Source organism: Olivibacter sitiensis DSM 17696 (assembly GCF_000427965.1).
Taxonomy (GTDB): Bacteria; Bacteroidota; Bacteroidia; order Sphingobacteriales; family Sphingobacteriaceae; genus Olivibacter; species Olivibacter sitiensis.
Map to the genome: position 1 here is coordinate 60,410 of NZ_ATZA01000008.1, position 22,934 is coordinate 83,343.

The window sequence follows — 22,934 nt, forward strand, 5'->3', positions numbered from 1 at the left end:
GGACACGAAAATGATGATAGTAAAGACACCTAATTTTATGTACCTTAAAACTAACCAACTATGTTTTATGCTTATCAAATTAAGTCATTAGAGGCCTATCGGGAGCTTTATAAAAAGAGTGTCACGCATCCCGAAAACTTTTGGAGTGATGTCGCTACCCATTTTCAGTGGCATCGAAAGTGGGACAAAGTGCTGGACTGGAGCTTTGCGGAGGACGATCTTCATATTGAATGGTTTAAGGGGGCTAAACTCAACATCACGGAGAATTGCCTAGACAGGCATTTGCCCGTCAACGGCAATAAGAATGCCATTGTCTGGGTGCCCAACAATCCCGATGATCGCTGTCGGATATTGACCTACAACGTGCTGTTCAAGAAAGTATGCCAGTTTGCCAACGTGCTGAAGAACAATGGCGTGAAAAAAGGCGATTCCGTATGTGTTTACATGGGCATGATCCCCGAACTGGCCATTGCCATGTTGGCCTGTGCCCGTATCGGGGCCGTTCATTCCGTTGTCTTTGGCGGCTTTTCTGCCAAGAGCATTGCCGAGCGTATACACGACTGCCAGGCGCGGCACGTCATCACCTGTGATGGCTCCTATCATGGCGCCAAGATTGTTCCTCTAAAAGACATCATAGATGATGCCGTGATTACCTGTCCGGAAGTGGAACGGGTGATCGTGCGTACGCGCACCCATACCCCGGTCTCCATGATCAAGGGACGCGATGTATGGTGGGAGGACGAGATTGCGGAGGTAGAATCTCTGGGTATGGAAAACTGTGCTGCAGAAGACATGGATGCCGAAGATCCGCTTTTTACCCTATACACATCGGGCTCTACGGGCAAGCCCAAAGGGGTGGTGCATGCCACGGCCGGCTATATGGTGTACACGGCCTATGCCTTTGTCAATGTACTGCAGTTCGATCCCCGCGATGTCCATTTTGCCACCGCCGATATCGGCTGGATTACAGGGCATAGCTTTGTGGTGTATGGTCCTTTGCTGGCCGGTGGCACTACCATTATTTATGAGGGCATACCGGTATATCCGGATGCGTCCAGCCTATGGAAGATTGTCGAACGCTTTCACGTCAACTCGCTCTATACGGCCCCTACGGTCGTCCGCAGCCTGATGAGCTATGGCGATGAACCGGTAGACAAGCACGACACCTCTTCCTTGAAAGTACTTGGAAGTGCGGGGGAGCCGCTGAACGACGAGGCATGGCACTGGTACCACCAGAAAATAGGTAAGGGCAAAGCGCCGGTGGTCGATTCCTGGTGGCAAACGGAAACGGCCGCTCCGATGATATCCAGCCTGGCAGGGGTGACCCCGGGCGTGCCCGGATGGGCGACCTTGCCATTGCCCGGAGTGCAGCCGGTACTGGTGGATTCCGAAGGCAAGGAAATCAACGAACAGGTGGCATCGGGCAATCTGTGCATCCGCTTTCCATGGCCGTCCATCATCAGGACTACCTTTGGCGATCACGAGCGCTTTAAGCAGGCCTACTTTACGACTTTCCCGGGCTATTACTTTACCGGTGACGGGGCCAGCAGGGACGAGGCCGGAAATTACAAACTGACGGGGCGCGTAGACGATGTGCTCAATGTAAGTGGCCACCGTATCGGTACGGCAGAATTGGAAAATGCCATCAACATGCACAATGGAGTGGTAGAAAGTGCCGTGGTAGGTTATCCACATGCCCTGAAAGGGCAAGGAATATATGCCTATGTCATTTTCAAGTCGGGCCATCAGATAGACGAAAAAGAGGTACGGCAGAATATTGCCGCTACGGTCAGTAGGATTATCGGAGCGATAGCCAAGCCGGAGAAAATCCAGTTTGTGCCTGCACTTCCCAAGACACGCAGCGGGAAGATCGTCAGGCGTATCTTGCGAAAGATAGCCGAAAATGACCTGGAGAACTTTGGAGATATAAGTACGCTGCAGGATACCGAGATCATCGACACCATCGTGCAAGGTAGGCTTTGAAATTTAATGCGGATTGTAATGCGTTCATACAAAATTATCTATATATGGAAATCAAGAAATTGCTCATCGCCAATAGAGGTGAAATCGCCATTCGCATAGCGCGCGCAGCTACGGAGCTCGGCATAGCTACGGTGGCCATTTATACGTATGAAGATCGGTTCTCCCTGCATCGCTACAAGGCAGACGAAGCTTATCAGATAGGGGACGACAATGATCCGCTGAAACCCTACCTGAACATCGAGGAGATCATTCGGATAGCGCAGGAAAGTGGCTCCAATGCCATTCATCCCGGCTACGGATTTCTTTCGGAAAATGCCGACTTTGCACAGCAGGTCACCGAGGCCGGTCTACTGTTCATAGGGCCATCTGCCCAGGCCATGCGCGCATTGGGCGATAAGGTCTCGGCCAAGGAGGCAGCCATAGCTGCAAAGATTCCCATCATCGAAAGCAACATAAAGGCGTTGACCAGCGAAGAGATCGCGTTGGAAGAGGCAAATCGGATAGGCTATCCCTTGATGATCAAGGCCGCCGCCGGCGGAGGTGGCCGTGGCATGCGCGTGGTGCGCAATGACGAGGACCTAAAAAAGGCTTTCCGCGAAGCCCGTAGCGAGGCCAAGAACGCCTTTGGCAATGATACCGTATTCATCGAAAAATATGTGGAAAATCCCAAGCATATCGAGGTACAGATAGTGGGCGATAAGCACGGCCACCTGGTGCATCTCTATGAGCGGGACTGCTCCGTGCAAAGGCGATTTCAGAAAGTGGTGGAGTTTGCCCCATCCGTCACGTTGAAGGACGAGACCCTGCAAAAGCTCTATCAATATGCGTTGGACATTGCTGCCGAGGTGGACTACAACAATGTCGGTACCGTGGAGTTTCTCGTGGATGCCGAGGAAAACATTTACTTCATAGAGGTCAATACACGCATTCAGGTAGAGCATACCGTGACCGAATTGATCACGGGCGTCGACCTGATCCGTACGCAGCTGTATATTGCGCAGGACTACCCTTTGTCTTCTCCGGAAATAGGGCTGGGCGACCAGCAGGCCATTCCCAAGACGGGCGTGGCCATACAGTGCCGCATCACCACGGAAGACCCCCAGAACGATTTCAAGCCCGACTATGGCACCTTGGTAACCTATCGCAATGCCGGTGGCTTCGGTATACGACTGGATGAGGGCAGTACCTATGTGGGCATGAAGATCAGCCCGTTTTTCGATTCCATGTTGGTGAAGGTATGTGCACATGGCACCACGCTGGCCGATGCATCGGCTAAGATGATGCGGGCATTGAAAGAAATGCGTATCCGTGGCGTGAAAAACAATATTCTTTTCTTGGAAAACCTCATTGGTCATCCTATTTTTCAGTCGGGCGATACCAATGTGGGTTTCATTGCCGAGCATCCAGAACTGTTCAGCTTCAGTCCCATGCAGGACCGTGCCACCAAGCTGATGAAGTACATTGCGGATGTCATCGTCAACGGTAATCCCGAGGTGAGCGACAAAAAGCCCAGCATCCGGTTTGAGAAACCCATTGTACCTCCTTTTTCCAAAGGAGAGCATTTTCCTGAAGGTAGCAAACAGTTGCTGGACAGCATGGGACCCGAGCGTTTCAGCGAGTGGATCCGCCAGGAGAACAAGGTATTCTATACCGATACAACCTTTCGTGATGCCCATCAGTCCATATTGGCTACGCGTGTACGTACCTACGACATGCTGAACGTGGCCGAGGGCTTTGCCAAGGATTTTCCCAGCCTCTTCAGTATGGAGGTATGGGGCGGAGCTACCTTCGATGTATGCATGCGTTTTCTCAAGGAAGACCCCTGGCAACGGCTGATTGACTTTCGCAAGGCCATCCCGAACATCCTGCTACAGATGCTCATACGGGGTACCAATGGTTTGGGCTATGCGGCCTATCCCGATAACCTGATCGAAACGTTTGTGGAGAAAAGCTGGGAAAGTGGGATAGACGTGTTCCGTATCTTCGATTCGCTCAACTGGATGAAGAACATGGCCCCCTGCATCGAGATGGTGCGCAAGCGTACTAATGGTATTGCCGAGGGGACCATCTGCTATACGGGCGATATCGTAGATCCCAAACGTACCAAGTATACCTTGGAGTACTACCTGAAACTGGCCAAGGAGCTGGAAGATGCCGGAGCGCACATGTTGGGGATCAAGGATATGGCCGGCCTGTTGAAGCCGGCAGCTGCCAAGTTGCTGGTCTCGGCACTGAAAGAGACGGTGAAGCTACCTATCCATTTGCATACGCACGATACCTCGTCGCTGCAATGCGCCACTTACCTGGAGGCCATCAATGTGGGGGTGGACATCGTGGACTGTGCATTGGGGTCCGTCTCTGGGCAGACATCGCAACCCAGCCTGAACTCCGTGGCCGAGATGATGCGCTTTCATCCGCGCGAAAACCCCATCAATATCGCTTCGCTGAACGACTATTCCGATTATTGGGAGTCCGTACGTAAATATTATTATTCTTTCGAGGCCGATTTCAAGGGAAGTCGGGCGCAGGTATTCGAGGACGAAATACCGGGCGGCCAGTTTTCCAACCTCAAGCGGCAGGCCGATGCGCTGGGATTGGGCACGCAGTTCTACGAGGTGACAAAAATGTACACCCGCGTGAACCGGATGTTTGGCGACATTATCAAGGTAACCCCCAGCTCCAAGGTGGTGGGCGACATGGCGCAATTCATGGTGTCCAATAAATTGGACCCGGAAGATATTTACTCCAAAGGCGATACCCTCAATTTTCCGGAATCGGTGAAAGACTTTTTTCTAGGAAAGATCGGACAGCCGGTAGGTGGATTTCCGGAGGATTTGCAAAAGATCATCCTGCGCGATGAACAGCCTTTTACGGACAGGCCCAACCAACATCTCGAACCGGTCGATTTCGATAGGGAATTGGCCGATTTCCAGGACGAGTATGGCAAGGAGCTGACGCTCTTGGATTTCCTTTCCTATAAATTCTATCCCAAGGTGTTCAAGGATTACCTAGAACACAAGAATCTATATGGCGATGTCTCCGTGCTGCCCACGCCGTTGTTCCTCTATGGCATGCAGCCGGGAGAAGACGCCTCCATCAAGATCGCCACGGGAAAGACCTTGTTGGTACAGTTCTCGGGCTATGGACCCACCAATGAGGAAAAGGGCACGCGGACATTGTTCTTCAAGCTGAACGGGCAGACCCGCCCGCTGGAGGTGCTGGACAAGAGCATCAAGGTGACGGTAGTAGAGAACAGAAAGGCCGATGCCGGCAATCCCAAGGAAATAGCGGTTCCCTTACGTGGCATGATTTCCAAGATATCCGTCAAGGCAGGACAAGAGGTGAAGAAGAACCAGCCCTTGTTTGTCATAGAGGCCATGAAGATGGAAACGACTATCACGGCCATGGAAGATGCGGTCATCGATGCGGTAGTGCTATCGGAAGGCACCTTGGTCAATGTCAATGATTTAGTGCTGGTTTTGCGTTGAGCATAGGTTCGAAAGAACCCCGATACTTGTTCTATCGGGGCTGATTTCATGCTGGACTTCTCTTAATGTTATATATGGGAAGTATCCGTATTGTCCTTTGTGTCTTTGCTACCCAGTTTCATCAGATCTGGAACCAAAAACGATATAAGGCCAATGACACTTATAGCACTTCCAAGTATTACGAAAGTACGGGCAATGCCAATATGGTCTGCCAAAAAGCCAGTGCTCAGCAATCCGATGATGGACGGTAAGATGGCTATGCTGAAGAACATAGAAAACACCCTGCCCAACATGGATGGGTCTATCTCTTCTTGAAGAATGGTGGTAAAGCTGGCATTGTAAATGGATGCTGCCATACCACCTATGGCCGTGAGTCCAACAAAGATGACAAAAGCCCAGGAAGGTAATACGCCCGATATGGCCAGGGTAGCACCCAGCAGTAGATGCATGCTATTGATGAGCACGACTTTGCTGATGTTGGGTTTAAAGACACCCAAAAAGGCGCCACCTATTAGCATCCCTACTCCCCATATGATTTCAATAACGCTCATATGAAAGGTGCCACCTTCAAAATGCTGCAGCGTGAGCAAGGGGAAAAGCACGGCCACCGGCATGATGCAGAAAGTGGCCAATATGGAGAACAAGAAGAGGTAGGACAAGCCCCTTTTCTTGGATATAGCCTGGATGCCGATGGCGAGGTCTTGTATGACCTGACGTACGCCGTTGGATAGTGACTTGTTGGGTTCCGGCCTTGGGATCTTGACAAACAGCAGCGTGCTAATGGCTACAATGGCTCCAATGACATCCGCCAGCAATACATAGCCAATTTCGAACAAACCGATAAGCAGTGCGCCCAGCGCGGGCCCCGCAATATTGGATACCGACTGGATGGATTGGTTGATGCCTGCAATGCGAAGCAATTCGGACTCGGGGGCCAGCAGTGGAATAGAGGCCTGCATCGCCGGCATATGGAATGCCGAACCGACAGAGCGTAATCCAAGCAGCAGGTAGATAAACCACAATTGGAATTGCCCCATGTAAAATGTGATAGACATGGCCAGGGTGCATAGCGCTATGAATCCATCGGCCAGCATCATGGTCTTCTTGCGGTCCCAGCGGTCGATATAAACTCCCGCCAATGGCCCCAGTAGTGCTTGTGGTAGCAAACCGGCGATAGCGGCCGCCGCTAGCACTTCTGCCGATTCCGTCTCCAGGCTTAACCATATAATGACGGCAAAATTGACCGCCGAGCTGCTAAGCAATGATATAAATTGTCCACCCCAGATAATGGCGAAGGTTTTTTTCCACGTATTTTGCATGGTAATAAAAAGGTATTTGTGTTTTTCCCCATCCTGTGTTAATGATAACGTAATGGAAAAAAATGTTGAAATAAAAAATCTATGAATAAATACGGTTTTCGGAATGAAATCCCGAAAAAATAAAATGCCAAAAAGAGGGAAGTCCTTTGGCGCTTAGACCCAGCCCCTGTAGTGCATGTCTATGATATTACTAATTGGCTTCATGGATGAAACATGTTTAGGAAGCAAATATAATTTTTTTGCTAACTAATACAAAATGGTGAACTTCATGTCCAGCGGGCGAAAGACATGTATCAATTCACGGATTAGCTGATCGCCGTACTTTACATATAGGAGACCAAAGTTCTGGTTTCTTTCTTGCAGTACACCGTTCGGGAAAAGAGCTTCTTTTATATGGTCAATTTGATGAATAGCATTATCGAAATTTTGTTTATCCGCCTTCACCATTTTCTTTTCCAGGTTTTGGATGGCACGGTGAAGGTTTGTCTTAATGGCCTCCGTACTAGGTTTCAGGGTGGCGTCTATCTTTCCTATCCGATCCTTAATACGCTCAAATATGTCATTCAGGTCGTTCCACTCATCAAGTAGGTTGAGCCGGTTTTTGGAATGTATGCGAACGTATTCTTTCTTAAGCTCGTCGGTGTTTTTGAAAATGCTCTTGAATGACAGGTTGAGCTTAAACACTTTGTAGTCTAGGTTCTCGTTGGATATAACGGCCGAGTTTCTGGGCAGTAGCATAGGAAAGGGAATGCCGTAGTGTTGGAAATTCGACTTTAGCTGTAGCCAATAGGCAACCTCAGCACCGCCACCAATATAACAGAGGTTTGGAAGGAGCACCTCTTGGTACAAGGGGCGCATCACCACATTGGGGCTGAATCTTTCTGGGTGTTGGTCAATTTCCTCTTGCAATGCCGACGCAGAGAAAGTGATATCGGTGTTCAGCACTTGGTATTCATCTTTTTCGCCGTCCTTGATGATACGCTCTCTATATTCATCAGTCAGGTAGAAGAAATTGATCTCGCGGGCATGGACTTGCGGTTCGTAGCCCAATTTTTCCAATTGCTTTGTCGTTTTGGCAATTTCTTCAAAGGAATGCTGTTCTAGGATGTCTTTTTTCATGATGTCCTTGAAAGTATCCTTAAACACTTTACGGTCCGCATCGACGATGACGAGACCAAACTCCTTGAAGAGCCCATGGACCAGGTACCTGGTGGCGTCCGACAGGCATTTATGTTCCAAATAAGCCTTTTCGGTCAAATAAGCCAGCTTATCGGCATTGGGCGATACCCCCAGCATACGCTGGTATTTCCGTACGGTCCTGGCCATGGAAGCCGTATTCATACGTCCAGTGGCCGATACGGGGTTAGTGTCCCATTTTATGTTTTCATTCAATAATGTTGTATGGTTTATTTCCGGAAAATCGTGATCTTCCGTGGCCATCCAATAGACGGGTACAAAATGGCAATCTGGGTATTGGGCCGCCAGGTCCTGGCAAAGTTTGATCGTAGAAGCGATTTTGAAAATGAAATAAAGGGGGCCGGTGAATATGTTGAGCTGATGCCCGGTGGTGATGGTAAACGTATTTTCCGACTTCAATTTTTCGATGTTGGCCTTAACAAGCTCACCATCATGTAGCGTCTGTCCATATTGTTTCAGCAGCTCACTTGCCAGCAGCCCGCGGTCTACCTTAACCTTTTTTCTATCAGTTATCTGCTTGCCAAAATTTTCCAGCGCGGGATAATGCCCATAAAAAGGGCTAAGCTTTTTGTCTTTCGCTATATAATCTATTAAAGTCTTGGAAAAACTGTTGGTATCGCTATAATTGATGTAAGTAGCCTTCACGTATTTTTCTGTTTTCAGATCAAACGGAACAAAATTAATACTTGTTAATAAAAAGCGGTGCCAAACCTGTTTATTTTACAATAGTACCATAAAGATCAAAATCTTCTGCACGATTTATCCGGGCTTCTACAAATCGGCCTATAGAAGCATATTGCTCATCAGCGGCTAATATAACCTCATTATCTACTTCGGGAGAGTCATATTCCGTACGGCCTATGAATTGCTTGTCTTCCAATCGGTCTATCATCACCTTGAAAGTTTGGCCAACCTTGCTTTGGTTTATGTCGTAGGATATGGACTGTTGCAACTCCATGATGGAAGCTACGCGTTCTTCCTTGACATTGTCTGGAATATTGTCTTCCAGTTGGTAGGCGTGTGTCTTTTCCTCGTGGGAATAAGTGAAACATCCAAGCCTGTCAAAGCGCGTTTCCTCTACCCAATTGTACAATTCCTGAAAATCTTGTTCCGTCTCACCCGGATAGCCGCAAATCAGTGTAGTGCGTAGAGCAATTTCGGGCACCTTATCACGGATAGCGTGAACCAAATCGATGGTCTTCTGCTTGGTGATGCCGCGGCGCATGGATTTCAGCATCGCGTCCGAGACATGTTGTAAGGGCATATCCAGGTAATTGCAGATGTTTTCGCGTTCGTTCATGGCGTCCAGTATATCCATTGGGAAGCCCGATGGATAGGCATATTGAAGCCTGATCCATTCTATGCCGTCTACATCAGAAAGACGGCGCAATAGGTCGGCAAGGTTGCGTTTGCCATAGATATCCAAACCATAGTAGGTGAGGTCCTGCGCAATCAATATGAGTTCCTTGGTGCCGTTTTTGGCCAAGAATTTTGCCTCTTTGACCAGCTCATCCATGGATTTGGAGACATGCTTGCCACGCATAAGTGGGATAGCACAAAAGGAGCAGGGTCTATTACAGCCCTCGGCGATTTTGAAATAGCTGAAATGTGCCGGCGTGGTAAGCATTCTTTCCCCCACAAGCTCGTACTTGTAGTCGGCACCTACGGTCTGCAGCAGGTCTTGCAGGTCATTGGTGCCAAAATAGGCATCCACGTTGGGTATTTCCGCTTGTAATTCTGGCTTATACCTTTCAGATAGACATCCGGTTACGATTACCTTGTTTACCTTTCCCTGGTCTTTAAGGGAGCTGTATTGCAATATGGTGTCAATGGATTCCTGCTTGGCATTATCTATAAAGCCACAGGTGTTGATGACCACGATGTCGTCTTCCCCTATGTGTGCAGCTTCATGTACCACGTCCAGGTGGTTGCCGCGCAGCTGGCCCATGAGAACCTCACTGTCATGAATATTTTTTGAACAACCCAAGGTGACCACATTGATTCTCGGTTTTTTGGGTGTTTCAATGTTACTTGTCTTCGTCTTCATCTTTTTATTTTAAACTTCCCTCCTTTGGAAAGCTTATCAACCATTATCTTGCTTGAAGAGAGACTCCACAAAAGCCTTTTTATTGAATAGTTGAAGGGCATCCATGCTTTCGCCCACTCCGATGTATTTTACGGGAATCTTAAATTGATCGGATATACCTATCACCACGCCGCCTTTGGCCGTACCATCCAGTTTGGTCAATGCCAAGGCATTGACATCGGTGGCTTGGGTAAACTGTTTGCATTGCTCAATGGCGTTTTGGCCCGTAGAAGCATCCAATACCAATAAGATTTCGTGTGGAGCACCCGGCACCAGTTTGGACATGCTGTTCTTGATCTTGGTAAGCTCGTTCATCAGCGCTACCTTGTTGTGCAGGCGCCCTGCGGTATCGATGATCGCTACGTCCTCTCGGTTGGCAATAGCAGATTGTACGGTATCGAAGGCTACGGAAGCAGGGTCCGAACCCATAGCTTGCGATACCACGCGTACTCCCACGCGCTCTCCCCAAAGTTTTATTTGGTCCACAGCCGCCGCCCTGAAGGTATCGGCAGCACCTAGCACCACTTTGTTGCCCGCTTCTTTAAGCTTATGGGCTAGTTTGCCAATAGTGGTGGTCTTACCAACGCCGTTTACGCCCACCACCATGATGACATAGGGTTTGTGCTGGCTGTAGTTTAGTTGTTCGAAATCTTCACTGTTGTTTTCCGCCAGCAACGACTGAATTTCCTCTCGCAGTATGTCATTCAACTCGGAGGTATTGACATACTTATCTCTGGCTACACGGTTTTCTATGCGTTCTATGATTTTTAGCGTGGTGGAGACTCCCACATCGGATGTGACCAGAATTTCCTCTAGTTCATCCAACACTTCGTCATCTACCGTCGACTTGCCCACCATGACCTTGGCCATCTTGGAAAAAAAACCATCCTTGGTCTTTTCAAGGCTTTTATCTAATGCTTCTTTGGTCTCCGCTGTTTGTTCTTTCTTTTTGAAAAAATCAAATAATCCCATGTTACAAAATCGTGTTAAGTCAAATATTTTTGTTGCCGTTTGTCTATGACAACCTAAATGATACATACTCAGGAACACAAAGCTAATAAATTGGCCTTAATATACTAGCAGATGCATTTCGAATTGTCGTAAGTACTATTACAAACCCTTATTGCACCAAAGCAAATATAAAAAAAGCCCCTCCGAGAATACGGAACGGCTTAAACTCTTCTTCAAGAAGACCAATACACTTACTGATTATCAGTAACGGCTTCTTTAGCAGCTTCTACAGCTTCTTTGATATGGTCGTTATGCGCAATCAATTCCTTGAATGTATAAGCACCAGTTTTGGGCGATTTTACAGCAGTAATTACCTTGGTATAGTCTTTACCCTTGCCAGTCTTAAGCGCCGCTACGGTTTTCTTTGCCATCTTATTTTATTTATATGCCCTTTTCAAGGGGCTTGTTGCAAAACAGATTATTTAATTTCTTTGTGAACAGTTACTTTCCTAAGTACTGGATTGAATTTCTTCAATTCCAAGCGCTCTGTTGTGTTTTTCTTGTTCTTAGTGGTAATGTAACGAGACATGCCCGGCAAGCCACTTTCCTTATGTTCAGTACATTCTAGAATTACTTGAACTCTGTTACCTTTTTTAGCCATTGTTATGTTGTCTTTTAATGCTGCTGTACAGCAGTATCTTTGTCTTAAGAGATAAATTCAGCCTTAAACTATACGAGAAAGCCTATTTACTAAACGTAACCCTTTTTTAGAAACTTATTGATCACTGCGGTAATACCATTCTTGTTAATGGTCTTGATAGCCGAAGTGGATACCTTTAATGTTATCCAACGGTTTTCTTCCGGGATAAAGAACCTCTTAGTATGCAGGTTGGGGTAAAACTTACGTTTGGTTTTTGCGTTTGAGTGCGAAACGTTATTTCCAGTAATGACTGTTTTACCTGTTAAATCACAAATTCTTGACATGACTATATATTCGTTTTGTTGTAAAACTCATTTTCTCAAAAGAGTTTGCAAATATCTGTAAAAAATATGTTTTATGCAAACAATGAATTTTTAAAATTTTAGATATTTATTCGTCAGCCTATAGGGATCACTTCCAAGTTCCCTTCTTATTCCTCATTTTTTGCCTCATGACAGATCACTTTTTGCTCCGATTACTTGCTTTATTGCTAATTTGCTATATATTTGCTAACTTGATATATATAAAATTTGTCTATGGATGAGCTCATTTGCCCTAGATGTTTCTCGGGAAATTGCGTGAAAGGAGGCATTGTCAATGACCGGCAGCGCTATAAATGTAAGTCATGCAATTACTATTTCACGGTAAACAAGCTTGGCAAACGTATAGATGGGTACTATATCATCAAGGCTTTGCAGCTTTACCTGGAAGGGATCAGCTATCGCGAAATCGAGCGTATATTGGGTATAAGCCACGTTTCAGTCATGAATTGGGTGAAACAGTACGGTGTTAGCCGGCCTAGTCATACCGATTATAGACCTACCTACCGAATTATGAAGCACGAAGACGTTAAGGCTTTTTATTCCGACCCGAATAATTTGAAAGGAAGCGGAATGATTTTGACCGAGCTTGGCGATAAGTTTATGCTCATCAAGTGGGAACGCTTTAAAGAGTAGCTTTCTTTTAATTATTTGATTTCGCCTTTATTTTATTTGTTTTTATACTATTTCGCATAATAGTAAACGATATATTTTAGCAATAATATATATCATTTTTGCACCGAAGATAACACTATTGCAACTTAGCTCCATGTTCGTGCATAGCGAACACGCTTTTAGGCCATAAAGCACAATACGTTTTTTTACCAATTATAAGATTAAACTTTTTAATTATGAAAAATATACGTAAAGGTTTATTGCTCCTTGTTGTGGGCGTTTGGAGCGGGGCTTGGATGGAGGCCAATGCACAAGGCTCTGACATATATGGCCCAGGCCTTAAGGTAAACATTGATAGTACAGGGCAGAAGTACGTACGATTTCTCATCTGGAATCAGATTTGGGCAAGAACGGGAGCCAATAACCCTGGGACCATGGAAAACGATGTCCCAGCAGATAATACCTGGGACATCGGGGCAAGGCGCTTGCGTTTTCTTGCCTACGCGCAAATTTCACCGCGATACCTCATCCTCACACATTTTGGCATAAATAATCAATCGTTCGTGAGCGGTGGGGCATCTGGTAGTACAGGAACTGGGGGATATGGGCAAGGGAAAAAGCCGGGGATGTTTTTCCATGATGTGTGGAACGAGTATGCCCTCATTCCCGATCTCAATCCCTTAAGTGGCACCCAGAACAAATATACCCTATATATTGGTGGCGGCTTGCACTATTGGTGGGGCTTGTCGCGCATGACATCGGCTTCTACGCTCAACTTTTTGGCCATAGATGCACCTATATTCAACTGGCCATTGATAGAGAATTCCGATCAGTTCGCCCGTCAGTTTGGTATCTATGCCAAAGGAAAACTGTCAAAACTGTGGTACCAGTTTAACGTGAACAAGCCTTTCGCTACCAATGCTGTGCCCAGTGCTGCCGATGTGGCTGTAGATCATAATACGGGAAAGGCATCCTATGGCGGATATGTAGACTGGGAATTTTTGGAAGGTGAATCGCAGCTATTGCCTTTCCGCGTGGGGAGTTACCTTGGGAGCAAAAAAGTCTTCAATTTGGGAGCGGGTTACTACATCAACTCGGAAGGAACACAAAGTGTGGATGCTGGTGGCGTGACCAGGCAACACGATATCAAGCTATTTGCAGTGGATGCCTTTGCCGATATCCCCTTTGGCGACCCAAGCAATAAAATGGCCGTTACCGCATACAGTGTTTTTTATGATTATGATTTCGGACCCAACTACCTTAGGAACATCGGTATCATGAATACCGGCGTAGCCGATCCCAACTTTACGGGGCAAAGGGCCATGGAAGGCCCCGGGAATGCCAGGGCCATGATGGGAACCGGACAGATATGGTACACCCAGGCGGGGTTGGTACTGCCCAGGTTTGTACCGCATTCCAAAACAAGGTTACAACCTTTTGCCGCCTATACCTACAAGAAATTCGAAGCACACGAGCAAAGTGGAAACTTTTGGGATATAGGAGCCAATCTTTTGCTCGATGGGCAGAATGCCAAGATTACGGCACAGTACTCTTCACGTCCCCTGTTCGATCAAGCAGGATACAGATTTGATAGGAAGGGTGAATTTGTGATCCAATTGCAAGTATACCTGTGATGTACGATTTTAGATTTGCAATTTTAAATTTAATTTAGACAACGAAAAACCTCTTGTAAAAAGTACAGACGTAATGTATTACGTCGCTATACCAATAAATAAAAACTAAATTATGGAAACAACAACAGCAAAAGCCGTCGATAGCAAAACCCTGTGGAAGGTCATCGGCGCATCTTCATTAGGTACATTGATAGAATGGTACGACTTTTACATTTTTGGTAGCCTGGCCATTGTAATATCGACCAAGTTCTTTCCTGCCGACAACCCTACGGCGGCTTTTCTATCTACCTTGGCCACCTTTGCCGCGGGTTTCGTGGTGCGACCCTTTGGTGCCTTGTTCTTTGGGCGTTTGGGCGATATCATCGGACGGAAGTACACCTTTATGGTCACCTTGTTGATCATGGGGCTTTCTACCTTTGCCATAGGTTTGGTACCCGGCTACGAGACCATTGGCTTTGCTGCCCCCATCTTGGTGCTCACTTTTCGCCTCTTGCAAGGACTGGCATTGGGAGGCGAATACGGAGGAGCGGCTACTTATGTGGCCGAATATTCCGAACCTGAAAAGCGTGGTTTTCGCACATCATGGATACAAACCACGGCTACCTTCGGTCTTTTTATCTCGCTAGGGGTTATTATGGTTACAAAGAACAGCATGTCCGAGGAAACATTTCAGGACTGGGGATGGCGTGTGCCTTTCCTCATATCTGTCGTGATGGTAGTGGTTTCTTATTTCATACGTAAAAATATGGAGGAATCGCCCCTCTTCAAGAAAGCAAAGGTTGCGGGCAAGACGTCGAGCAATCCATTGAAAGAATCTTTCGGCAATCGTTACAACTTCAAGTTCGTGTTGCTGGCCCTCTTCGGAGCTGCCATGGGACAGGGCGTGGTGTGGTATGCCGGCCAGTTCTATGCCTTGTCTTTCTTGCAAAATGTGTGTAAGGTAGATTTCGATCAAACTAATTACATCATAGGAGCAGGGCTATTGGGCGGAACGGGCTTCTTTGTCTTCTTTGGTTGGCTATCAGATAAAATAGGACGCAAAACGGTGATGTTGGCAGGCATGCTGATAGCCATACTGACCTATAGGCCCATATTTGACAAGATTTATCAAACCGCCGATGCGGCAAATAAAGAAGTGGTGGAAGGTAGCCAAAAGGTGGACGTGCATGAAGTGCCAGCAGAAGGTAGTGCCGATATCGTCAAAACTACCGTTACTACAACAGCTTATACGGATGGTAGCCTACTGAAGGAGACGGTCAAGGAGCGCTTGGCCAATGGCGATGCCAGTGCAACGGCATTGGTATCGAAAGGCAAGAGCATGCATGTGGGGAGTAGCAGCTTTTGGACCTTGGCGCTGCTTTCCTTTATACTGGTGCTATATGTGACCATGGTATACGGACCTATTGCTGCCTTTTTGGTAGAGATGTTCCCGGTAAAGATTCGGTATACGTCCATGTCCCTGCCCTATCATATAGGCAATGGTATTTTTGGCGGCCTCTTGCCGGCAATTGCTACCTACCTAGTAGCCAAGTCGCAGCACATCAATGAAGCAGCCATAGCGGCCGGCCAGGCCGCCCCGGTAGATAAGCCCTATCTCGAAGGACTGTGGTATCCTATTATCATTGCAGGTACCAGCTTCATCATCGGTGTATTGTACGTGAGCAATAAGAAGAGGAATATTATTGAATAGATGTGAGATATGAGACGTGAGATATGAGATATCTGACTGAAGTCTTGATACTCATGTCTTGATACTCATGTCTTGATACTTGATACTCATGTCTTGATACTTAAAATAAATTGAAAAATCTAAAATAAAAATACCATGGATGGATTAAGAAGAATTTTGGGATTTGTATGGATATTGTTGGGACTGGCAGCGGGTTACTATTTTTTGGTGAGTCAGGCCATTCCTCAATTCCAAAGTGACAATTCGGAAGATTTAGTTCCGGCAATTATATATACATTTGTTTTGACCCCTATCATTACGGGTGGGCTTATTGTATTCGGGGTATATGCATTGCAGGGTGAGTACGATCGAAGAAAGATAGATGAGTAGTAATATATGGACAAAAAAACACGCATAGGTTATAGAATGGTGCTCATATGTGCCATGGGCATGCTTCTGCTCAACTATCCTATCCTAAGTGGGCCCAATAGCAATGAATTGCTGTTGGGCATACCTGTGTTATATTTATATGTATTTATCGTCTGGTTCGTCTTGGTACTACTTATCTATATAGGCGTTAATCGCATTAAGGGAAAATGAACATTTTTGTCATCACTATCTGTGCATTTATCTACCTGCTTTTGCTCTTTCTCATCGCCCAATGGGCAGAAAAAGCAAAAGCTAGAAAGTTTCTGTACGGTCCCTATGTATATGCGCTTTCCCTAGCGGTCTACTGTTCTGCATGGACTTTTTATGGCAGTATAGGCAGAGCCAGTATACATGGCCTTGATTTTCTTACTACCTATATTGGTCCCACTTTGATGGCTCCTATCTCTTGGTTGGTGTTGCGGAAGATGATTCGTATATCCAAGGCCCAACGTGTCACCACGGTGGCCGATTTTGTGTCGGCACGCTATGGCAAAAGTACGGCGTTGGGAGCCCTGGTCACCGTAATTTGCATAGTGGGTGTTACGCCCTATATTTCCTTGCAGATAAAGGCCATAGGCAATAGCTTGGGAATATTGATGGGGCAAAGTTCGCAGGCTAATTTCCCCATAGGGACCGACTTGGGGAATCTACCCCTGTATATTACTGTCCTCCTAGCCATATTTATCATCATTTACGGCAATCGTCATATCGATTCGGCCAAAAGGCATACCGGTATGGTAGCTGCGGTGGCCTTTGAGTCATTTGTAAAGCTATTCGCATTTTTAGCGGCAGGTATCGTCATTACTTTTTTTATCTTCAACGGCTTTGGCGATATTTTTGGACAAATGGCAAACCATGTAGCTCCTAAAAATAACTTTGTTCTAGAGGGCAACCAACCTTATGTGAGTTGGTTTTCCTTCAACTTCCTTTCCATGTTTGCCGTCATCTTGCTGCCAAGGCAGTTTCAGTTAGGTGTGGTAGAAAACGTCAACGAGGATCAATTGGACAAGTCTGTGTGGCTTTTCCCACTCTACTTGCTTGTTATCAATATATTTGTGCTGCCAGTGGCAATGGCCGGGGTATTGCATTTTCAGGGCGAGGTTTACGATGCCGATTTTGCTTTATTGAGTATACCCTTAGATACCGGCAGGCCCTTACTGGCCTTATTTGTATTTATAGGCGGGTTTTCGGCTGCCACTGGTATGATTATCGTAGAAACCATTGCTTTGAGCGTCATGCTTAGCAACAACCTGCTGATGCCCATTATCGTGGCTATTAAGCCACTGAAAGAAAAGATTACCAAAAATGCCAATCGAAGTATTTTCATCCTGCGCAGCATTGCTATTTTGAGTATTTTATTTGGGGCCTTTAGCTATTATAAGCTCATTGCACAAAATTTTCACCTGAGTACCATGGGGCATATCTCCTTTGCGGCCATTGCCCAGTTCGGTCCGGCACTTATCTTGGGGATGTACTGGAAAGGCGCTACCCGCACGGGTGCATTGATGGGCCTGTGTATAGGTTTTGCCGTCTGGTTCTATACGCTCATTTTGCCATCCTTGGCAGATATTGGTTGGATTTCACAATCTGTCATCGATAGGGGGCCTTGGAGTATAGCCTGGTTGCGTCCCGATGGGCTTTTTGGAATAGATTTGCCCGATTCCATTACCCATTCCCTCTTTTGGAGCCTGCTAGCCAACCTCTCCTTATTTGGTTTGGGTTCGGTGTATTTTTCGCCATCTCGGCAAGAAGAGAAACAGGCAGAGCTTTTTGTGAATATCTTTAAATACAGCACGGCTTATGAATCGTCTGTTTTTTGGCATGGTGTGGCGCTCTTGAAAGATATTAGGCAGGTGCTAAACGATTTTTTGGGGACGGAAAGAACCACCGTCATGCTTTCCCGTTTTGCACATAAATATGGGGTGGAACTGAAGGAAAACGAAATGTCGGACCCCAAGCTGGTACTTTATGCCGAGAACATGCTGGCAGGTGTCATTGGCAGTTCATCCGCAAAGGTGATGATCTCCTCCATCGTCAAGGAAGAAGATATACAGTTCGATGAGGTCGTCGGCATCATCAAGGAATCGCAAAAGCTCATTTCGTTGAACAAGAAACTGCAGCAGAAAACGGTGGAACTGAAAAGGGCTACGGACGCGCTGGAAAAGGCCAATCAGGAGCTGATTGCCTCTGAAGCCATGAAAGATGAATTTCTTTATACCGTCACACATGAATTGCGTACTCCATTGACGTCCATCAGGACTTTCGCCGAAATTGTGCACGAGCATCCCGATCTTTCGCACGAAGAAAGGCAGCGCTTCCTGTCTATCATGATAGAACAGATAGAGCGCCTTGCCCGCCTCATCACGCAGGTGCTGGACCTGGAGCGCTTTGAAGGGCAAGGCCGTAAATTGGACTATCAAGAAATATCCATGCAACAGCTGGTAAAGGAAGCGGTGCGTTCATTGGAGCACGTGGCCAGCAAGGAACATGTGGCTATCAGCATAGCTGAAAAAGGAGAAGTTGCCCCTTTACTTTTGGACAAAGATCTGATGATGCAGGTAATGGTCAATGTAATTGGAAATGCCATCAAATATTGCGATGAAAAGAATGGACAGATCGAAATAGAAGTGCAGCAACAGCAAAACGAAGTCCTGGTGCATATATCTGATAATGGAAAAGGTATTCAGGTGGAGGACAGGATTCGTGTATTCGAGCGCTTTTATCAAATAGGGCAGCAAAAGAACAAACATGGAAGTGGCCTAGGATTGGCTATTTCAAAGAAAATTATGGATATGCATGGCGGACGGATCTGGTGTTGGCAAAAAGACGGCTTTGCCACTACGTTTTCCGTATCCTTGCCCTTGCATTCTGCAAACAGATTGGTATATGGAGAAGATTTTAATAGTAGATGACGATCCGAATATTTTGCTTTCCTTGGAATTCCTGCTGCGCAAGTCGGGATACCAGGTATTTGTGGCCATTGACGGGGAAGAAGCCATCGCTTTGGTGGAAACAGAAAAGCCAAATCTGGTGTTATTGGATATAATGATGCCCAAAGTAAACGGATACGAGGTATGCGAATTTATTAGGAGCAAAACCGAATGGAATTTCATGAAAATAATTATTTTGTCTGCCAAAAGCAAGCACACCGATATGGATCTGGCCTATGAGAAAGGAGCAGATCGTTATTTGGTAAAACCCTTTTCGACAAAGGACTTGCTGGAAAATATCAAGGACTTATTGGGTGAAAGCAAAGATGCCAAAAATGAAAAGCTGGAAGACTAAAGGCGGATATTAGGTCTTGGTACTTGTATCTTGCTACTCACAACGTACATATGTAACTAAATAAGAATAATAAACTAAACTAATAATAATTATGAGTCTGTTACACGTAAAATCATTCGAAGATTACAAGGAAACCTATAAGAAGAGCGTAGAGCGGCCGGAAGAGTTCTGGTCAGGCATAGCCGAAACATTCAAATGGCGTAAAAAGTGGGACAAGGTCCTATCCTGGGATTTCAAGGATTTGAATGTCAAATGGTTCGAAGGGGCCAAGTTGAACATTACCGAAAACTGCTTGGATAGGCACATCGTGGAACGCGGGGACAAACCCGCCATTATCTGGGAACCGAATGAGCCAGGCGAGGCACACCGCGTGCTTTCCTACAAGCAATTGCTATTCAAGGTAGAGCAGTTTGGCAACGTGTTGAAAAACAATGGAGTAGTGAAGGGAGATCGCGTTTGTATTTACTTGCCCATGGTACCCGAATTGGTGATAGCCGTATTGGCCTGTGCCCGCATTGGGGCGGTGCACTCGGTGGTATTCGGCGGTTTCTCTGCGCAGTCCATTGCCGATAGGATCAACGATGCCAAGGCTAAATTGGTCATTACGGCCGATGGCGGTTTTAGGGGAAAGAAAGTCATTGAGTTGAAAGATATTGTGGACGACGCGCTAGGGCAATGCAAATCGGTAGAAAAGGTCATCGTATTGACTAGGGCCCGCATTCCTGTTTCCATGCTCAAAGGCCGCGATGTATGGTGGGAAGATGAGATTATCAAAGTGGAAACACAAGGGAATCCGCATTGCCCGCCGGAGGAGATGGATGCCGAGGATATGTTGTTTATCCTATACACATCTGGCTCTACCGGAACTCCGAAAGGGGTGGTGCATACCTGTGGGGGCTATATGGTTTTCACTGGCTATACCTTTACCAATACTTTCCAGTACCAATTGGGCGATGTGTATTTCTGTACGGCCGATATAGGCTGGATTACCGGTCATTCCTATATTGTTTATGGACCGTTGTCGCAGGGAGCCACGTCTTTACTTTTCGAAGGCATACCTACCTACCCGGATGCTGGCAGATTCTGGGACATTACGGACAAGCATAAGGTGAATATTTTGTATACCGCACCAACGGCCATCCGTTCACTCATGGGCTTTGGAGACGAATACGTCGAAGGCAAGGATCTCAATTCCATCAAGACATTGGGCTCTGTGGGCGAGCCTATCAATGAGGAAGCCTGGGAATGGTTTCACGAGAAAATCGGTAAAGGCAAAGCACCTATCGTTGATACTTACTGGCAGACCGAAACGGGCGGTTTCTTGATATCGCCCATAGCTGGTATTACGCCAGAAATCCCCAGTTTTGCCATGTTCCCGCAACCAGGTATCCAGTTGGTACTGGTAGACGAGAACGGCAAGGAAATAGAAGGAAACGATGTGAGCGGCAACTTGTGCATCAAATTCCCATGGCCTGGCATGCTGCGCACCACCTATGGCGATCATGAGCGCTGTAAGAAAACTTATTTCTCCACCTATGAGGGGATGTACTTCACGGGCGACGGTGCCTTGCGCGATGAACATGGCTATTATAGGATTACGGGTCGTGTGGACGACGTGCTCAACGTGTCGGGCCACCGTATCGGTACGGCAGAGGTAGAAGATGCCATCAATAAGCACTCGGATGTGGTAGAGTCGGCCGTGGTGGGCTATCCGCACGCTGTCAAAGGGCAAGGCATCTATGCCTTCGTAGTGGGCAATCACCGCCATACCGACGAACCGGACCTGATGCGCGGCGATATCAACAAAACGGTATCCCGTATCATTGGTGCTATTGCCAAACCGGATAAGATCCAGTTTGTCAGTGGCCTGCCTAAGACCCGTTCCGGCAAGATCATGCGCCGCATCCTGCGCAAGATAGCCGAGGGCGATACCTCCAACCTGGGTGATACCACTACTTTGCTAGACCCAGAGGTGGTAGAGGAAATAAAGAGGGGCGCAGAGGAAATGCGTAGTAAGTAAACCTACTATATACGCACTATGATATAGTCAACCGGACAAGTCGCACGAGCTTGTCCGGTTTTTTGTTTTTGGTCAATTTTGTACGCTTGTCTACTGGCAGCATCAGCTGTTTGCGGCAGCCTTGTGGAACGCCAACCTAGGTGTGCCGTCAGCGACATAGATAATGCCACATTCTGTATAACCCAGTTTTCGCAATATATGCTGCATGGCCAGGTTGGTCTGGTACGTGTCCACACGTATGTTGGGATGCTGTTCAAAGCACCAGCGAAAGCAGGCTTCGGCAATGCCCTTGACTTTTCCGTTTGTCGCTATGCGGTGTATGACGCCATAGGGGCGGTCATTCAACCATTGGCCATGCTCGATGTAGGCATAGTTGGGATCGGGGTCCTCGCCTCGGATAAAGCAAAAGGTGCCCACCAGTTCGTCCTCCTCTACAAATACATATTGCTCGCCTTGGGCGATGCTTTGCAGGATCAGCTCCCGCTGTGGATAGCCATTGGTCCATTGCACCGTATTGCCATTGCTTCGCATCAGCTGCCGCGAATGGTCAAAGATGTCCATCAATAAGTCTATTTCTTCTTCTTTTGCCGATCGAATTTCCATTTTTATAAAAACAAGGCGTAAAGATAGTGGATTTTTCGTGGCAGATATTGAAATATACGCTGCTTTCCCCGACAGACTCGGATAGTTAAAAATATCCTGCGCAAGATAGCGGAGGGCGATACCTCTAATCTGGGTGAAAACACTACCTTGTTGAATCCAGAAGTGGTTGAAGAAAAAAGATAGCAAAGCAAACGTGTAGCAAGATAGGCCTACCTTTAGGTCCAAAAAAGTAATCTTGACGAAATAACTTCCCCTGATATCGTTAGAAACAAACTTTACCAAAGTTTGCATGCGTTGTGGTCCTGCGCGCAACTTTGGTAAAGTTTTCAGAAGAAAGTCGGGAAGTTATTTTGTCGGCTTTACAAGGTAGCGTGTACACCGTAGACCTGTCGCAAGATGAGATCCGTATTGACCTGTCTCCTCTTGACTTGGTGCTGAAAGGCGACTATGTAGTGGGCTTGCAATGGGCCGAAACCAAGGAAGGAATAAACAACAAGATAAGCTTCCCTACTAGTACCTTCAAAAAGGGATTCTATTACCGGGACGAAGGACGATGGAAAAAGCTCCCTTTCTTCGGCATAGGCATGGTGGTGCATGGCACAACTGCCGACTAAGATACTCTCCTAGGCAAGTTT

At 46.8% G+C, this 22,934-nt stretch carries 19 protein-coding genes; 11 read left to right on the top strand and 8 right to left on the bottom strand.

The genetic code is table 11. From position 1 onward, the window contains the following. Positions 1-60: 60 nt before the first annotated feature. Positions 61-1,983, top strand: a complete 1,923-nt coding sequence (gene acs, locus A37S_RS0106185; RefSeq protein ID WP_028296237.1) for an acetate--CoA ligase — start codon at positions 61-63, stop codon at positions 1,981-1,983. A 44-nt stretch (positions 1,984-2,027) separates the two neighbouring features. Continuing rightward, complete coding sequence (locus tag A37S_RS0106190) at positions 2,028-5,471, top strand: pyruvate carboxylase (RefSeq protein WP_028296238.1); 3,444 nt, start codon at positions 2,028-2,030, stop codon at positions 5,469-5,471. A 68-nt stretch (positions 5,472-5,539) separates the two neighbouring features. Here A37S_RS0106190 and A37S_RS0106195 read toward each other — a convergent pair whose 3' ends face one another. From A37S_RS0106195 to rpmB, 7 genes are all read right to left on the bottom strand, one after another. Then, positions 5,540-6,790 carry an MFS transporter gene (locus A37S_RS0106195; protein WP_028296239.1) on the bottom strand — a complete coding sequence of 417 codons (1,251 nt, stop codon included), beginning with the start codon at positions 6,788-6,790 and terminating at the stop codon, positions 5,540-5,542. A gap of 246 nt (positions 6,791-7,036) precedes the next feature. After that, positions 7,037-8,632: a bacillithiol biosynthesis cysteine-adding enzyme BshC gene (bshC, locus tag A37S_RS0106200; protein WP_028296240.1), complete on the bottom strand. Its 1,596-nt coding sequence runs from the start codon at positions 8,630-8,632 to the stop codon at positions 7,037-7,039. A 70-nt stretch (positions 8,633-8,702) separates the two neighbouring features. Continuing rightward, complete coding sequence (gene rimO / locus A37S_RS0106205; protein WP_028296241.1) at positions 8,703-10,034, bottom strand: 30S ribosomal protein S12 methylthiotransferase RimO; 1,332 nt, start codon at positions 10,032-10,034, stop codon at positions 8,703-8,705. A 36-nt stretch (positions 10,035-10,070) separates the two neighbouring features. Continuing rightward, the gene (gene ftsY, locus A37S_RS0106210) at positions 10,071-11,045 is read right to left on the bottom strand and encodes a signal recognition particle-docking protein FtsY (RefSeq protein WP_028296242.1); all 975 of its coding nucleotides are present in this window, start codon (positions 11,043-11,045) and stop codon (positions 10,071-10,073) included. 230 nt (positions 11,046-11,275) lie between these two features. Further along, positions 11,276-11,455, bottom strand: a complete 180-nt coding sequence (locus tag A37S_RS0106215) for a DUF4295 domain-containing protein (RefSeq protein ID WP_028296243.1) — start codon at positions 11,453-11,455, stop codon at positions 11,276-11,278. Positions 11,456-11,502: 47 nt separating this feature from the next. Further along, positions 11,503-11,685, bottom strand: a complete 183-nt coding sequence (rpmG, locus tag A37S_RS26575) for a 50S ribosomal protein L33 (protein ID WP_002998409.1) — start codon at positions 11,683-11,685, stop codon at positions 11,503-11,505. A gap of 89 nt (positions 11,686-11,774) precedes the next feature. After that, a complete protein-coding gene (rpmB, locus tag A37S_RS0106220) occupies positions 11,775-12,008 on the bottom strand; it encodes a 50S ribosomal protein L28 (protein ID WP_028296244.1) in 234 nt (77 codons plus the stop codon). Between the two features lie 252 nt (positions 12,009-12,260). Between rpmB and A37S_RS0106225 the strand changes: the two genes are divergently transcribed. From A37S_RS0106225 to acs (A37S_RS0106260), 8 genes are all read left to right on the top strand, one after another. After that, positions 12,261-12,680, top strand: a complete 420-nt coding sequence (locus tag A37S_RS0106225) for a transposase-like zinc-binding domain-containing protein (protein ID WP_028296245.1) — start codon at positions 12,261-12,263, stop codon at positions 12,678-12,680. A gap of 215 nt (positions 12,681-12,895) precedes the next feature. Beyond that, positions 12,896-14,293, top strand: coding sequence for a hypothetical protein (locus A37S_RS0106230; protein WP_028296246.1), 1,398 nt, complete (start codon positions 12,896-12,898; stop codon positions 14,291-14,293). Positions 14,294-14,405: 112 nt separating this feature from the next. Next, entirely contained in the window at positions 14,406-15,983 is a 1,578-nt protein-coding gene (locus A37S_RS0106235) for an MFS transporter (RefSeq protein WP_036601549.1), read from the top strand. Between the two features lie 135 nt (positions 15,984-16,118). After that, entirely contained in the window at positions 16,119-16,352 is a 234-nt protein-coding gene (locus tag A37S_RS0106240; RefSeq protein ID WP_028296248.1) for a DUF6814 family protein, read from the top strand. Positions 16,353-16,358: 6 nt separating this feature from the next. Further along, positions 16,359-16,562, top strand: a complete 204-nt coding sequence (locus A37S_RS0106245; RefSeq protein WP_028296249.1) for a hypothetical protein — start codon at positions 16,359-16,361, stop codon at positions 16,560-16,562. After that, positions 16,559-19,303, top strand: coding sequence for a sensor histidine kinase (locus A37S_RS23760; RefSeq protein ID WP_051292774.1), 2,745 nt, complete (start codon positions 16,559-16,561; stop codon positions 19,301-19,303). Before A37S_RS0106245 ends, A37S_RS23760 begins: the two co-directional genes overlap by 4 nt. Then, positions 19,278-19,676: a response regulator transcription factor gene (locus A37S_RS23765; RefSeq protein WP_036601584.1), complete on the top strand. Its 399-nt coding sequence runs from the start codon at positions 19,278-19,280 to the stop codon at positions 19,674-19,676. Before A37S_RS23760 ends, A37S_RS23765 begins: the two co-directional genes overlap by 26 nt. 91 nt (positions 19,677-19,767) lie before the next feature. Further along, entirely contained in the window at positions 19,768-21,696 is a 1,929-nt protein-coding gene (acs, locus tag A37S_RS0106260; RefSeq protein WP_051292775.1) for an acetate--CoA ligase, read from the top strand. A 102-nt stretch (positions 21,697-21,798) separates the two neighbouring features. Here the strand turns inward: acs (A37S_RS0106260) and A37S_RS27960 are convergent, their stop codons facing one another. Continuing rightward, positions 21,799-22,590 carry a GNAT family N-acetyltransferase gene (locus tag A37S_RS27960; RefSeq protein ID WP_245586329.1) on the bottom strand — a complete coding sequence of 264 codons (792 nt, stop codon included), beginning with the start codon at positions 22,588-22,590 and terminating at the stop codon, positions 21,799-21,801. 59 nt (positions 22,591-22,649) lie between these two features. Between A37S_RS27960 and A37S_RS0106270 the strand changes: the two genes are divergently transcribed. After that, positions 22,650-22,913: a hypothetical protein gene (locus A37S_RS0106270; protein ID WP_157278462.1), complete on the top strand. Its 264-nt coding sequence runs from the start codon at positions 22,650-22,652 to the stop codon at positions 22,911-22,913. Positions 22,914-22,934 lie beyond the last annotated feature (21 nt).